Genomic DNA, 13939 nt, shown 5'->3' with positions numbered 1-13939 from the left:
CGGGACTACAACAAAACAAAGCCTTTCCAATTGCACAAACCGACCACTCCATACATAGAGGGTGGCCAACCCTAGGACCCTAGGAGAACAACACAATGGCTAAGCGCCTAGACCTCAATGACGTCAACATTTACTACGGCGATTTCCACGCCGTTCAGAACGTCAACCTGCACATCCCGCCGAAGGCAGTTACCGCCTTCATCGGCCCGTCCGGCTGTGGCAAGTCCACAGTGCTGCGCACCCTGAACCGTATGCACGAGGTAATCCCCGGTGCTTATGTCAAGGGTGAGATCCTGCTCGACGGTGAGGACATCTACGGCTCCAAGATCGACCCAGTGGCCGTCCGCAACACCATCGGCATGGTTTTCCAGAAGGCTAACCCGTTCCCGACGATGTCCATCGAAGAGAATGTCGTTGCCGGTCTGAAGCTGTCTGGTGAGAAGAACAAGAAGAAGCTCCGCGAGGTTGCAGAGCGTGCGCTGCGTGGCTCCAACCTGTGGGACGAGGTTAAGGATCGTCTGGACAAGCCGGGCGGTGGCCTCTCGGGTGGTCAGCAGCAGCGTCTGTGCATCGCCCGCGCTATCGCTGTCGAGCCGGAAGTTCTGCTGATGGACGAGCCTTGCTCCGCACTTGACCCGATCTCCACCCTGGCAGTCGAGGATCTGATCCACGAGCTGAAGGAAGACTTCACCATTGTTATCGTGACGCACAACATGCAGCAGGCAGCCCGTGTGTCCGACCAGACCGCTTTCTACTCCTTGGAAGCTACCGGCAAGCCCGGCAAGCTGGTCGAGGTGGGCCCGACTAAGCAGATTTTCGAGAACCCGCAGCAGAAGGAGACCGAGGACTACATCTCCGGTCGCTTCGGATAAAACTCAATCTTCGCCTGGCCTACAGGTAGAAGAGGAAATAGAGAATCCACAAAGTGTCATATTGGCCGGTTCATGCTGAGCCTGCCACCCACTAGCGGGGTTCCGGGTACACCGGAACCCCGCTTTTGGCGTCAATAGCAAAAAGAAACGGCATACTGGAGGCAGTGAAGGCCCCGCAACCAGAAAGGAAGCACCATGTCTGGCACAGAGCCTAGCCCGAAGGCACCGGCAACCCTCCACATCGTAGTGATGGGAGTAAGCGGCAGCGGCAAGACAACGTTGGCACGCGCCATCGCCGAGAAGACCGGCTGGCAGCTCCAAGAAGCAGATGACCTGCACCCGGAGGGCGCATTGGAGATCCTGCAAGACGGCCGACTACCCGCTGAGCACCATCGCAAGAAGTGGTTGGGCACCGTGCGGGACTGGATCGCGGGAGAGGCCGCTAAAGGGAACAACACGGTGACAGCCTGCACCGCACTGCGCATTGACCACCGGGAGATCTTAAGCGACATCGGGGAGGGTGCGACGGTGTTCTACGTGCACCTATACGGCACCGAAGATGTACTTGCAGAGCGGATGGAAAATCGGGTTGGCGATGTTGACATGCCACGCGAACTATTGGTTGCGCAATTGGAGGATCTACAGCGCCTCACGCCAGGGGAAAAGGGCATACAGCTCGATGTACGCCGTACCCCGGAACAGTTGCTCGATGATTCCCTCAACGCTGCCATGTTTGCCCAAAAGGCCTACAGCAGCTAGCGGATTCTACTAGTAGTCGAAGTTCGTGTCGTAGCGATAGCGCAGTTCGTCGAACTTCTTACGGAAGCGCTCTTCGAGTTCATCGTCCTCTTGCTTTCGCTGGTACTCCTCCGGAGTGAGACCCGTGGCAATGAAGACGATGCGATTGCCGATTTCCACCGCATGGTCCGAGTAGCGCTCCAAGTAACGGGAAAGCAACGTGAGATCCACAGCCTCACGCACGGAATGGGGCCAGTCTCGCTGAGTAGTGAGCTGAAAGAGGTGGCGGTGGATGTCGTCGATCGCGTCGTCATCCTTGATGAGATCGAGCGCAGTCTGAACATTATGATCGCGTAGCAGCTCCTGGATTTTCTCCGCGGATTGGTCACACTGACGTGCCATTTCTTCGATATAGGGGCGTAGGGGTGCTGGTACAGCATTTTCTGGATGACGCCGCCGCGCCACCTTCGCCACATGCACCGCAAGCGCGCCCATACGGGTGAAATCCTCGACAATATGCTGGCCTGCGACGACGAATCGCAAGTCGCGCGCAACAGGTGCCTCGAGGGCCAAAAGTTGGAAGGCCGCTGCAACCGAATTGACGCGTAGATCCTCCAGCGTATCTATGCTACTGAGAACCTTCTCCGCGAGCTCGAGATCAGTTTCCAGGAGAGAACGAGTGGCGGAATTGAGGGTGGTGCGAACGAAATCCGCCATGAGTGAAATGTTGTGGTTAAAGTCCCGGAGCTGGTTTCGGTACTCTTTGCGCATGCCAAGCACTATAGTCTTTGATTTTTGGTTGTGCTGACGTTCAACCCCCGATGTTTAGCCCCTACAAATGACCTTAGGGTTTAGCCACCGCTATTTTCGATGTCGGCACCATCGGGCACCGTCTCATCCTCCGGGTCGTCCAGCCAACCATCGGGTAGTGCAACCTTAGCTGGGGAGCCTTGGCGACCGCGAGCACCATCGGCGTCCTCGGCCAAGGCAGGCGAGTCCCAAACCTCACTCAAAGCAGTCTTCAACTCATCCAGGCTGCTGACTCGCGACAGACTGCGGCGCAGATCGCCGCCGGCTGGGAAGCCGCGGAGGTACCAGGTCATGTGCTTGCGTAGATCTCGGCAGGCTTTCTGCTCACCGTCGTGGGCTGCCAGAAGCTCGGCGTGTCGAAGGATGATGCGAGCGACTTCTCCCAAGGTGGGTTGAGAGGGGATTGGCAGCCCGCGCAGCTCTGCCGACAGTTCTGCGAATAGCCACGGCCGCCCCAGGCATCCGCGTCCAACGACGACGCCATCACAGCCGGTCTGTTCCATCATTGCCCGGGCATCTGTCGCCTTGAAGATATCGCCATTTCCCAGAACGGGAATGCCAGTGTGAGCCAGGTGTTGCTTCAGGCGCGCGATCTCATTCCAATCCGCGCGGCCGGAGTATCGCTGCGCAGCCGTGCGGCCGTGGAGCGCTACGGCAGCCGCGCCTTCTTCCACTGCGATGCGACCTGCATCCAGATGTGTGTGGTGTTCATCGTCGATGCCGACGCGCATCTTTACGGTGACCGGGATGTCCGTACCTTCAGTCGCTTTGACCGCTGCAGCGACGATGTTGCCAAAGAGCTTGCGCTTATAGGGCAAGGCGGAACCGCCACCGCGACGGGTGACTTTCGGCACGGGACAGCCGAAGTTCATATCGATATGGTCGGCGAGGTTCTCGTCGACAATCATCTTTGCTGCCTTGTAGGTGTACTCCGGGTCAGTCGTGTACAGCTGCAGGCTTCGCGGATTCTCGTCCGGAGCAAAGGTCGTCATATGCAGAGTTTTCGGATTGCGCTCGACCAGCGCTCGCGCAGTTACCATCTCGCATACATAGAGGCCGGCGACAGAGCCTATGCGCTCGCGTTCTTGTTCGCGGCACAGGCTGCGAAAAGCGACGTTCGTCACGCCGGCCATGGGAGCCAGAACCACAGGGGAGTCGAGCTGCATCCTGCCGATCTGCAGCCCCCGGAAGCCGGTGGTGTTTTGCGGGCGATCGGAACTGTGTTGGCCTTGAACGGCAGTATTAGCAGGGGTGGCACTGCTGGTTGCGTGGTTCGCGGTGGTGGAGGTGGGGGTTGCGGTCGATGTAGTCACGGGCACCATTCTCACACTGGGGAGGGAAGAATACCAAAGGGCGTCAAGAGCTGCCGTAAAACATAGGCCGAAGTAGCAACATTGATTGTTCAACAATAGGCTGGACGGTGAAGGCGAGCTAAGTCACATTTATGTAGGCTGAGAAAACAAAGCGGAGAAACCGCTACTCGCTACACCGCAATCGAGGAGGAACCGATGTCTGAGCGCATTGCCAACGAGTTTTATAAGTCCAAGGTCGTTTCTGCGGAGGAGGCGGCGCAGTTCGTCAACCATGGAGACAAGGTTGGCATGTCTGGCTTCACCGGCGCGGGTTATCCCAAGGCTTTGCCTAGCGCCATCGCGAAGAAAGCTAAGGAGCTGCATGAGCGAGGCGAAGACTTCCAAATCGACGTGTTTACCGGAGCTTCCACCGCTCCCGATTGCGACGGTGTACTGGCGGAAGCGGACGCAGTGCGTTACCGCACCCCGTACGCCTCTGACCCGACGATGCGCAAGAAGATCAACGCGGGTGAGATCCTGTACCAGGACATCCACCTTTCCCACCTGGGTCAGCAGGTAGAGGAGGGCTTCTTCGGCAATCTCGACGTCGCCGTGGTGGAGGCTGTGCGTATTGACGAAGCTGGCAACATCATTCCTTCCTCGGCTGTGGGTAACAACGTGGAGTACCTAAACTCTGCGCGCAAGATCATTATCGAGGTGAATGAGTGGCAGTCTCTCGACCTGGAGGGCATGCACGACATTTACAAGATCCAGGATCTGCCTAACCGCACCCCAATTCCGATCAACCGCCCCGGCGACCGCATTGGCACCACCTTCATTCCAGTCGACCAAAACAAGGTCGTAGCTGTTGTAAAGACCAACGCGGAGGATCGCAACGCACCGTTCAAGCCGACCGACGAGATCTCCGAAAAGATCGCCGGCCACTTCCTAGATCTGCTGGAGGGAGAGGTTGAGGCAGGGCGCCTCACGTACGACGGCTACATTATGCAGTCCGGCGTCGGAAACGTCCCGAACGCTGTGATGGCAGGCCTGCTGGATTCTAAGTTCGAAAACATTCAGGCCTACACCGAGGTGATCCAGGACGGCATGCTGGATCTTATCGACAATGGCAAGATGACCGTCGCCTCCGCTACTTCTTTCGCGCTATCTCCGGACTATGCAAAGAAGATGAATGAAGAGGCTAAGCGCTACCGCGAGCACATTGTCCTGCGTCCGCAGCAGATCTCTAACCACCCTGAGGTAATTCGCCGCACTGGTCTGATCGCGTCTAATGGCATGATCGGTTGCGACATTTACGGCAATGTGAACTCCACCAACGTGGCGGGCTCTCGGGTTATGAATGGTATCGGCGGCTCTGGTGACTTCACGCGTAACGCGTTCCTGTCCACCTTTATCTCGCCGTCCACAGCGAAGGATGGTGCGATCTCCGCGGTCGTTCCTTTCGCTTCTCACATTGACCACACGGAGCACGACACGATGGTCGTAATCACTGAGTATGGTTATGCCGATCTGCGTGGTCTCGCGCCGCGTCAGCGCGTCCCGAAGATCATCTCCATCGCTCACCCGGATTATCGTCCGCTGCTGGAGGAGTACTACGAGCGTGCGTGCTCTGAGGGGCACTATCTGCAGACTCCGCACGATCTGAAGACCGCTTTCGATTTCCACATCAACCTGGCGGAGAAGGGCTCTATGAAGGGCTAAAGCCGGGTTCATGGTTGGGCGCATGCCTGTTGCGCGTAGCTATGTGGTGGGGGCAATTTTCTGCTTCGCATAGGCGTTAGATAGAATGCTCCCCGTTGGGCCTTTAGCTCAGTTGGTAGAGCTACGGACTTTTAATCCGCAGGTCGTGGGTTCGAGCCCCACAGGGCCCACATTCGCAATTACCCCGTCGCGGCGCTTCCATGGAGATCATGGGTGCGCTGTGGCGGGGTTTTGGTGTTGTCGGCTGGGAATTAGTGCGCGGAAGTTGGAACAATCTTGCGCGAAATTCCGTTGAGAATGACATGTCAACATTGTTTTCTTCCTTGGATCTTGGCCGTTATATCTTGAGCAACCGTGTGACCGTGGCAGCGCTGACACGTCAGCGTGCAGGCCACAGCGGCCTGCCGAGCGAACTGCATGCGAAGTACTATTCCCAGCGCGCCAGCGCCGGGCTGGTCGTTACCGAAGGCACCTTCCCCGCGTGGACGAATCGTGCGTTTCCGGGCCAGGCGGGCATTGCAAGCGATGAGCACGCGGCTGGATGGCGCGACGTGGCTAATGAGGTGCACAACGCCAACGGAATTATTTTCATGCAGATCATGCACGGTGGACGCACCAGCCACCCGGATCTCATTGATGGAGCTCAAGCAGAAGCGCCCAGCGCGCTGAATTGGGATGGGCAGGTTCGTGGATTCGCTGGAAAAATGCCGGCTCCAGTGCCGCGCGCACTGGAAACAGAGGAAATTCCGCGAATCGTAGAGGAATTCCGCAGCGCTGCACGGCGGGCTATCGACGCGGGAATTGACGGCGTGGAGATCCACAACGCAAACGGCTATTTGCTTCACGAGTTCTTGGCACCTTCGTCCAATCAACGCGAGGATGAGTTCGGCGGCAGTCCGGAAAACCGTTGGCGTCTGTCGGAGATGGTAATCCGCGCGCTAGTAGAAGAAATCGGCGCCGACCGCGTAGGAGTGCGCTTCTCGCCAGGGCACAATGTGCAAGGGGTTATTGAGGAAGACGAGGCGGACATGGTGGCCACATATGGAGGTCTACTGGATGCCATCGCCCCGTTGAACCTTGCCTATGTGTCTTTCCTGCACGCGCACCCGGAAAGCGAGCTGATCTCGACTCTGGCAAATAAGGCTCGCGCCAACGGTGTGACAAAGGTACTCATGAACGACGGTTTCGGCACCGTGACTACTCAGGAGGATGCGCAGCGTGAGCTAGAGCTGGACTACGTGGATGCTGTCGTAGTCGGCCGTCAGTTGATTGCCAACCCGGACTTGGTGCGCCGCTGGCGCGAGGATTTGCCCCTCAATGAGCCAGATCAGTCCACGTTCTACGTGGGTGGTGAGCGTGGCTACACGGATTACCCGTCTGTCTCTGATTAGTGCGTTGTCGTAGCGGGGTAGGGGGCTGCTTTGCCCACCTCAACGGGCGATTTGTTCTGTCGCTGGCCCCTGGTTTAAACTGATCAAGCTGCTAAGCAAGCCTGCGGTGATTCGTTGGCTTACTTTGTAGAGCTCCCATCGTCTAGAGGCCTAGGACCCCGCCCTTTCACGGCGGTAACACGGGTTCGAATCCCGTTGGGAGTACGGCCCTGTGGCGCAGTTGGTTAGCGCGCCGCCCTGTCACGGCGGAGGTCGCGGGTTCAAGTCCCGTCAGGGTCGCAAGTTAAGAGCTTTTTGGAGTCTTTCCGGTGTTTGTGCGCCGGGAGGGCTCTTTTCTTCTTGCTTTCTTTTTGACGCCCACATTCTCCAAGCGATTCATACTTCGACAGTGAAGCGAAGTTATTCCAGAAACTGTCGTTGAACAGCTGATTTGCCTTAGAAGTTTGTCACTGTGTAGAGTCTATTCTCGTGCAACAGACGGCTTAGACAAGTTGTTGTCTGGTCGTTTTATTTAGTTGTGCAGGCAATGTTGGCCCTGTGGCGCAGTTGGTTAGCGCGCCGCCCTGTCACGGCGGAGGTCGCGGGTTCAAGTCCCGTCAGGGTCGCTTCGATGTTCGGATCGGAAGCGGTCGAGCACGAAGGCCAGATAGCTCAGTTGGTAGAGCGTTCGCCTGAAAAGTGAAAGGTCGCCGGTTCGATCCCGGCTCTGGCCACATTCCAACCCCGGTAGCAATGACGCTACCGGGGTTTTGCCGTGTTTCTGCCTCTGTGCGTCAAAACGTACACTGGCGGTGTACGACATGGACGCTATAAACGTTGTTTCGGTACTGAGTAGTCGAGTGCCGAGTAGTCGAATGCAGCGTAGTCGAGTACAGAGCAAACGGCAGAGAAGCGAAAGGAAAGACACCGCAATGTCAGTCACGAAGAGCATTGTTCACGATGAAGACCAGGGTCGTTTTGTCATCTACGTCGATGACCAGGAGGCTGGCTTTGCAGAGTACTCCCAGGCTGATGGGGTACGAGACTTCAACCACACTGTGGTGGATCCGAAGTACCGCGGTCAGGGCTTGTCTAAGCCTCTTATTAGTGAGGCTCTGCTGGGTACAAAGGAGGCGAACCTAAAGATTAAGGCCAGCTGCTCGGCTGTCGCGGCGTTCGTGGAGAAGAACCCGGAATTCAAAGAGCTGCTGGCCTCGTAGCGTCCCACTGAGAAAGGTCTCGAAGGGAAAGCTCCGCAGGGGCGCTGTGGTGAACGCTTAGATGTTGTTCTGCATGTCGTCGACCCACTTCACGGCGTCCACCAGCGGAGTGTTCTGCTCCGGCTTGCGGGGACGAATCTTTGCCGGAATGCCGGTGAGGATTGAGTGTGGGGGAGCATCCTTGGTAACCACGGCGTTGGCGCCAATCGCGGAGCCCTCGCCGATGGTGATGGGACCCAGAACCTTTGCACCAGCACCGATCATCACCCCATTGCCGATGGTTGGGTGACGCTTGCATTGAACAAGCTCGGACCCTCCCAGGGTTACCCCGTGATACAGCATCACGTCATCGCCGATTTCCGCTGTTTCACCGATGACCACTCCCATGCCGTGGTCGATAAAGAACCTCCGGCCGATGGTGGCGCCCGGGTGGATCTCAATGCCGGTTAGAGCGCGAGTGGCCTGGCTAATGATGCGGGCGATGCTGCGGTGGCCGCGCGTCCACAGTGCGTGGGAGACACGGTGCGCCCAGATGGCGTGAAGGCCGGAGTACACGATGGCGTTTTCCACGTCGCCACGGGCCGCTGGGTCGTGCTCGCGGGCATTGTTAAGATCCTCGCGGATGCGTCCAAGAATGCTCAAGGGTGTGGTCTTTCGGTCGGAGGTTATAGAGGGGCGGGAGATAGGTGCCCTAAAGAACTTTCGCAGCCACTATAACGAGAAGGCGCTGCCTCCTATTTCACCGCAAGGCGGAAAAAGGGGGTAGCGCCTACTTCTGTGGCTGGGATGCTGGGCGGAGAACTAGTCGCGCAGGTCGTCGAACAGCAGGGTGGAGACGTAGCGCTCGCCGAAGTCCGGAACGATAACGACGATGGTCTTGCCCTCGTTCTCGTCCTTCTTGGCCTCTTCCAGCGCTGCCCAGACGGCGGCACCGGAGGAGATGCCGGAGAGAATGCCCTCGGCCTTGGCTAGCTCGCGTGCGGTCGTGGTGGCGTTCTCCAGCGGAACATCGATGACGCGATCCAGGATGTCCTTGTTGAGGTTCTCCGGGAAGAAGTTGGTGCCCAAGCCTTGGATCTTGTGCGGTCCGAAGCGGCCTTCGGTCAGCAACGGGGAGTCTGCTGGCTCTACGCCAACGATCTCGATCTTTTCGTTCTTTTCCTTCAGGTACTTCGCTGCGCCGGAGATGGTACCGCCGGTGCCCACACCTGCAACGAAAATGTCTACCTCGCCGTCGGTGTCTTCCCAGATCTCTGGACCAGTGGTGCTGTAGTGGATCTCTGGGTTGGCCGGGTTAGCGAACTGGCGTGCCAGGATGGCGTTATCGGTGCTCTCAACGATCTCGTTGGCCTTATCTACCGCGCCCTGCATGCCGCCGGGGCCGGGGGTGAGTACGAGCTCTGCGCCCAGGGCACGCAGCATAATACGACGCTCGTTCGACATGGTCTCCGGCATGGTTAGGACAACCTTGTAGCCCTTCGCGGCGCCGACCATTGCTAGTGCGATACCGGTATTGCCGGAGGTTGCCTCGACAATGGTGCCGCCCGGCTTCAACGTGCCGTCCTTCTCAGCTGCCTCGATGATGGCCTTACCGATGCGATCCTTCACGGAGTTAGCCGGGTTAAAAGCTTCTAGCTTCAACAGGACGTTAGCCTTCAGGCCTTCGCCGAAGGCGCCCAGCTTCACTAGGGGAGTGCCGCCGATGAGCTCGGTGATGTTGTTGTAAATCTTCGCCATGGGGGCGATCCTTTCATTCTAGACTGATCGGTCTATATCGGGTAGTTTACACCTCTTTGTCGGCCTACACCACTGTTGAGTTTGGCCGCTCTCTCGTGACGCCCTTTCGCACCCAAAGCTTTGCCAGAATCTCAGACGCAGATTCAGGGGATTTGGTTCAATGGCAACCATGACTTCCGAAAACCAAACTTCAGTAAACCCCGTGAACCCCGACCAGCCTTATGAAACCATTCAGGTAGCCGTCAATGGTGCCGTCGCAACGATCACCCTGGACCGACCAAAGGCACTTAACGCGCTGAACAGTGCTGTGCTTTCCGAAATCGTTCCGGCTGCTCAGGCGTTGGATGCCGACCCGGCGATTGGCGCAATCGTCATCACCGGCAGCGAAAAGAGTTTTGCTGCCGGTGCTGATATCAAGGAAATGAAGGACGAGGTCTACCCAGAGGTAGCCGAAAAGCGCCTCTTTGGAGATTGGGAAAAGTTGGCCCAGCTGAAGACCCCGCTGATCACCGCGGTCTCCGGATTTGCTCTCGGCGGAGGCTGCGAACTAGCTATGCTGGGCGATATTCTGCTGGCTAGCGAGTCCGCCAAGTTCGGACAGCCGGAGATCACATTGGGCATTATTCCGGGTATGGGTGGCACCCAGCGACTAACTCGTGCTGTGGGGAAGTACAAGGCCATGGATCTGATCCTTACTGGGCGCATGATGGATGCCGAGGAGGCTGAACGCTGTGGCTTGGTTTCCCGGATTCTGCCGGCAGAGGGCTTCGCCGACGAGGTTCAAAAGGTAGCGGCGAAGGTTGCAAGCATGTCCCACGTTGCACTGGCCGCCGCCACTGAGATGGTGGACGAGGCATACCGCTCCACTCTGGATAAGGGCGTGGAGGCCGAACGCCAGCAGTTCTGGCGCCTGTTCGACACTGCGGATCAGAAGGAAGGCATGGCCGCCTTCGTGGAGAAGCGTAAGCCGGAGTGGAAGCACCGCTAGGCGCTAGCCCCCCAAACATTGCCAACCCCTCCTTGGTTAAACCTGGCACAATTGCGGCTATGGCACATTCCAAGCAAGTCAACCGCACCATTGAACTGTCCATTCACGAGGTCTACGAGGTTGTCTCGGGCGAACGGTTCCTTCTGACCGATGAGGGAATGGTTGAGAAGTCGGACTCTCAAATTGTTGAGGCGAAGCGGAAAGAGCTCCCCGATGGTCGAGTGTGGGCGCGGGTTGGCGTGAGGGCGTCCCAAAAAGAGCTAGAAGAGCTTTCCGAGGACAGGACGAAACCCCTAGCTTTCCAAGAAACCTATGTGTCACAACCAGACGAAGAAGGTGCGTTCGAGGCGACGTCGACGATGGAGCTGCCGATGGGGATGGGGACAATGGAAACCCGTTTTATCTATGCGGCGGCGGACTCAGACCTGACAACGGTCGAGGCGATCCTCACGGCAAAAGCATCAATCCCATTGATCTCAGGCAAGCTGGAAAAGCACCTGCTCAAAACTTCGGACAAGGTTGTCGACGATAGCCTGGCGCGCATTCGGAATCTAAGTGTCACGGAGGCTCAATAAGACCCCAAAAAGGTTAGGAGTGGATGTGCACCTTTTTGCTGATGAAAGCATGGGGGCAGTTTTGGGGGTAGCTAGGGGGTGAACTATACTCCCTACTCACACGGCGTCTATGCCCGCGAAAGGCTAGGCGCCACAGGTCAAGTTTGAGGAGTGAACAGGTGGACCAGCAGCGGCAACGCGATGACGAAGATGTCATCATTTCTGCGCTGAATTCTCTAAAAAACGCGACTGGCATCCCGGTGACGATGTACGCGGCGAGCTCCGCCGAAGGAAAGCTGCGGATCTCCAAGTGGGTAGGGCTGCGCACGCCGGCGCTGCACAACCTTGAGATTGCACCAGGCGCAGGCGTCGGTGGCCGCGTCGTAACCACCCGCCGTCCCGTAGGAGTCTCCGACTACACCCGAGCTAAGTCCATTAGCCACGACTTTGACCGTCACATTCGAGATGAAGGACTGCACTCCGTAGTTGCCGTGCCCGTGATCGTGAAGCGCGAGGTGCGGGGCGTGCTGTATGCGGGCGTGCACTCTCGTGCTCGCATGGGAGACAAGGTGCTCGAAGAGGTCACCATGACCGCGCGTTGCCTGGAGCAGGACATTGCAGTCAATGAGGCGCTGCGTACGAATGAGGCCGGTCGTGGTGCAAACGCGGCGGCGTCCTCCACAAATAAGCAGGTGCGATCGATGTCCGGCGCCGAATGGGAACAGGTGCGCGCCACTCACAGCAAGCTTCGCATGCTCGCAAACCGTGTGGGTGACGATGAACTGCGGCGAGATCTTGAAGTCCTATGCGACCAAATGGTCTCCCCAGTGCGCGTGAAGCAGACCACCAAGCTTTCTGCGCGTGAGCTGGATGTTTTGGCCTGCGTGGCTCTCGGTCACACCAATGTGGAAGCCGCAGCCGAGATGGGGATTGGTGCAGAGACGGTGAAGAGCTACCTACGCTCTGTCATGCGCAAGCTCGGAGCGCACACTCGCTACGAGGCTGTTAACGCAGCACGGCGTATCGGCGCACTGCCCTGATCTAGCCCTGTTTCTCGCCCCGCCATGAGTGGGGCGATTTTTTGTAGGCTAGGGGGCGTGAAAGACAGCTTCGTAGTAACCGGTGGAACCAGGCTGCAGGGCGCCATCAAGGTGTCCGGCGCAAAGAACAGCGTGCTTAAGCTCATGTCAGCTGCACTTTTGGCGCCTGGAACCACCACGTTGACCAACTGCCCAGAAATTGCCGATGTGCCCTACATGGCCGAGGTTCTGCGTGGCCTGGGCTGCGAGGTGGAGCTCGACGGTTCTGTCGTTCGCATCACCACTCCTGAGGAAATCGAGTACAACGCGGACTTCGAGGCCGTACGTCAGTTCCGTGCATCCGTCGCGGTCTTGGGGCCGCTAACTTCTCGTCGCCTCAAGGCGCGGGTCGCCCTTCCCGGTGGTGACGCCATCGGTTCCCGTCCTCTTGATATGCACCAATCTGGACTGGAATTACTTGGAGCAACCACCAAGATTGAGCATGGTTGCTTGGTCGCCGAAGCCGAAGAGCTCCATGGGGCTCAGATCAAATTGGACTTCCCCTCGGTGGGGGCAACGGAGAATATTCTGACTGCCGCCGTTTTGGCAGAGGGAACCACCACCTTGGATAACGCGGCGCGCGAGCCAGAGATCGTGGATCTGTGCAACATGCTTGTGGAGATGGGCGCCAAGATCAGTGGAGCCGGATCTAACACGATCACCGTGGAGGGAGTGGAGCGACTAAACCCGGTGAATCACGAGGTCGTGGGTGATCGTATCGTCGCTGGCACCTGGGCTTATGCAGCGGCGATGACACAGGGCGACATCACGGTCGGTGGTATTGATCCGCAGCATTTGCATTTGGTGTTGGAGAAGCTAAAACTGGCGGGCGCCCAGGTGGAGACGTATCCGACTGGGTTCCGTGTGGTGCAGGTGGAGCGTCCGAAGGCGGTGGATTATCAGACGTTGCCGTTCCCAGGGTTCCCGACCGACCTGCAGCCGATGGCGATTGCGCTGTGCACCGTGAGTGAGGGGATGAGTGTGATTACGGAGAACATCTTCGAGTCTCGCTTCCGCTTTGTCGATGAGATGATGCGCCTGGGGGCGGACGCAAGTATTGATGGCCACCACGTAGTGATCCGCGGAACGGAGCGGCTCTCTTCGGCTCCGGTATGGAGTTCTGACATTCGAGCCGGTGCCGGTTTGGTGCTGGCTGGCTTGGTTGCAGACGGGCAGACCGAAGTGCACGACGTGTACCACATCGACCGTGGCTACCCGGAGTTCCCGGAGCAGTTGCGCTCCTTGGGGGCAGGGATCGAGCGAGTTCAGCGTTAGAAGCGTTTGATATTGCTCAGATATCGGCGTTGACCTGGTTGTTTGTGTTTGTATTGGGGTGTGTGTACATTTATTCGAGTCAGCGCGACACGGCGCTGTGAGTGAGTAGCTTGCAGCAAGCCTTTGGTGAGCGTGTCTGGCTAATCATTTGAAAGCTGTAAAAACAGTCTTTTGTTGTGTGCGAGTGCAACGGGTTGTTTACCGGGAATTTGCTTTTGATTCACGGTTGCTTTACACTCGTAATCCGTCGCAACGTGGCTGCCACTGTTGATGTGGTGTTGC

At 57.8% G+C, this 13939-nt stretch carries 13 protein-coding genes and 5 tRNA genes; 14 read left to right on the top strand and 4 right to left on the bottom strand.

Annotated features, from left to right (window positions below):
• Nucleotides 1–95: 95 nt before the first annotated feature.
• Together pstB and ACWXWJ_RS02740 are read left to right on the top strand one after the other, a co-directional pair.
• On the top strand, nt 96–872 hold the full coding sequence (pstB, locus tag ACWXWJ_RS02745; RefSeq protein ID WP_293791132.1) for a phosphate ABC transporter ATP-binding protein PstB: 777 nt from the start codon (nt 96–98) through the stop codon (nt 870–872).
• A gap of 195 nt (nt 873–1067) precedes the next feature.
• The gene (locus tag ACWXWJ_RS02740; protein ID WP_293791133.1) at nt 1068–1631 is read left to right on the top strand and encodes a gluconokinase; all 564 of its coding nucleotides are present in this window, start codon (nt 1068–1070) and stop codon (nt 1629–1631) included.
• Nucleotides 1632–1640: 9 nt separating this feature from the next.
• Here ACWXWJ_RS02740 and phoU read toward each other — a convergent pair whose 3' ends face one another.
• Both phoU and dusB read right to left on the bottom strand, forming a co-directional pair.
• Complete coding sequence (gene phoU / locus ACWXWJ_RS02735) at nt 1641–2381, bottom strand: phosphate signaling complex protein PhoU (RefSeq protein WP_473963476.1); 741 nt, start codon at nt 2379–2381, stop codon at nt 1641–1643.
• An 80-nt stretch (nt 2382–2461) separates the two neighbouring features.
• Nucleotides 2462–3586, bottom strand: coding sequence for a tRNA dihydrouridine synthase DusB (dusB, locus tag ACWXWJ_RS02730; RefSeq protein WP_473963560.1), 1125 nt, complete (start codon nt 3584–3586; stop codon nt 2462–2464).
• Between the two features lie 342 nt (nt 3587–3928).
• Here dusB and ACWXWJ_RS02725 point away from each other — a divergent pair, with 342 nt between their 5' ends.
• The 8 genes from ACWXWJ_RS02725 (at nt 3929) to ACWXWJ_RS02690 (ending at nt 8024) form a co-directional block, all read left to right on the top strand.
• Nucleotides 3929–5434: an acetyl-CoA hydrolase/transferase family protein gene (locus ACWXWJ_RS02725; RefSeq protein ID WP_473963475.1), complete on the top strand. Its 1506-nt coding sequence runs from the start codon at nt 3929–3931 to the stop codon at nt 5432–5434.
• A 97-nt stretch (nt 5435–5531) separates the two neighbouring features.
• Nucleotides 5532–5604: transfer RNA gene (locus ACWXWJ_RS02720), tRNA-Lys, on the top strand.
• Nucleotides 5605–5736: 132 nt separating this feature from the next.
• On the top strand, nt 5737–6825 hold the full coding sequence (locus ACWXWJ_RS02715; protein WP_473963474.1) for an alkene reductase: 1089 nt from the start codon (nt 5737–5739) through the stop codon (nt 6823–6825).
• 131 nt (nt 6826–6956) lie between these two features.
• Nucleotides 6957–7029: transfer RNA gene (locus tag ACWXWJ_RS02710), tRNA-Glu, on the top strand.
• A gap of 1 nt (nt 7030) precedes the next feature.
• Nucleotides 7031–7104, top strand: a tRNA-Asp gene (locus ACWXWJ_RS02705).
• Nucleotides 7105–7356: 252 nt separating this feature from the next.
• Nucleotides 7357–7430, top strand: a tRNA-Asp gene (locus tag ACWXWJ_RS02700).
• A 35-nt stretch (nt 7431–7465) separates the two neighbouring features.
• A tRNA-Phe gene (locus ACWXWJ_RS02695) sits at nt 7466–7538 on the top strand.
• Between the two features lie 141 nt (nt 7539–7679).
• Nucleotides 7680–8024 (top strand): GNAT family N-acetyltransferase, encoded by a 345-nt coding sequence (locus ACWXWJ_RS02690; RefSeq protein WP_473963559.1) that lies wholly within the window; start codon nt 7680–7682, stop codon nt 8022–8024.
• A gap of 57 nt (nt 8025–8081) precedes the next feature.
• On the opposite strand, the gene epsC is transcribed toward ACWXWJ_RS02690, so the two are convergent.
• Both epsC and cysK read right to left on the bottom strand, forming a co-directional pair.
• Entirely contained in the window at nt 8082–8666 is a 585-nt protein-coding gene (gene epsC, locus ACWXWJ_RS02685; RefSeq protein ID WP_293791138.1) for a serine O-acetyltransferase EpsC, read from the bottom strand.
• 159 nt (nt 8667–8825) lie between these two features.
• Nucleotides 8826–9761 (bottom strand): cysteine synthase A, encoded by a 936-nt coding sequence (gene cysK / locus ACWXWJ_RS02680; RefSeq protein ID WP_473963473.1) that lies wholly within the window; start codon nt 9759–9761, stop codon nt 8826–8828.
• Nucleotides 9762–9921: 160 nt separating this feature from the next.
• Here cysK and ACWXWJ_RS02675 point away from each other — a divergent pair, with 160 nt between their 5' ends.
• The 4 genes from ACWXWJ_RS02675 to murA all read left to right on the top strand — a co-directional run bounded on the left by ACWXWJ_RS02675 (nt 9922) and on the right by murA (nt 13657).
• Nucleotides 9922–10749: an enoyl-CoA hydratase-related protein gene (locus ACWXWJ_RS02675; protein WP_473963472.1), complete on the top strand. Its 828-nt coding sequence runs from the start codon at nt 9922–9924 to the stop codon at nt 10747–10749.
• Between the two features lie 59 nt (nt 10750–10808).
• The gene (locus tag ACWXWJ_RS02670) at nt 10809–11324 is read left to right on the top strand and encodes a DUF2505 family protein (protein WP_448307144.1); all 516 of its coding nucleotides are present in this window, start codon (nt 10809–10811) and stop codon (nt 11322–11324) included.
• Nucleotides 11325–11482: 158 nt separating this feature from the next.
• Nucleotides 11483–12343, top strand: a complete 861-nt coding sequence (gene ramA / locus ACWXWJ_RS02665; RefSeq protein ID WP_293791142.1) for an acetate metabolism transcriptional regulator RamA — start codon at nt 11483–11485, stop codon at nt 12341–12343.
• 57 nt (nt 12344–12400) lie between these two features.
• Complete coding sequence (gene murA / locus ACWXWJ_RS02660; RefSeq protein ID WP_473963471.1) at nt 12401–13657, top strand: UDP-N-acetylglucosamine 1-carboxyvinyltransferase; 1257 nt, start codon at nt 12401–12403, stop codon at nt 13655–13657.
• The last annotated feature ends 282 nt before the right edge of the window (nt 13658–13939 follow it).

This window comes from Corynebacterium sp. p3-SID1761 (assembly GCF_055862885.1).
The sequence above is the reverse complement of the archived record's forward strand: the minus strand, read 5'-3'. Positions and strand labels throughout refer to the sequence as shown.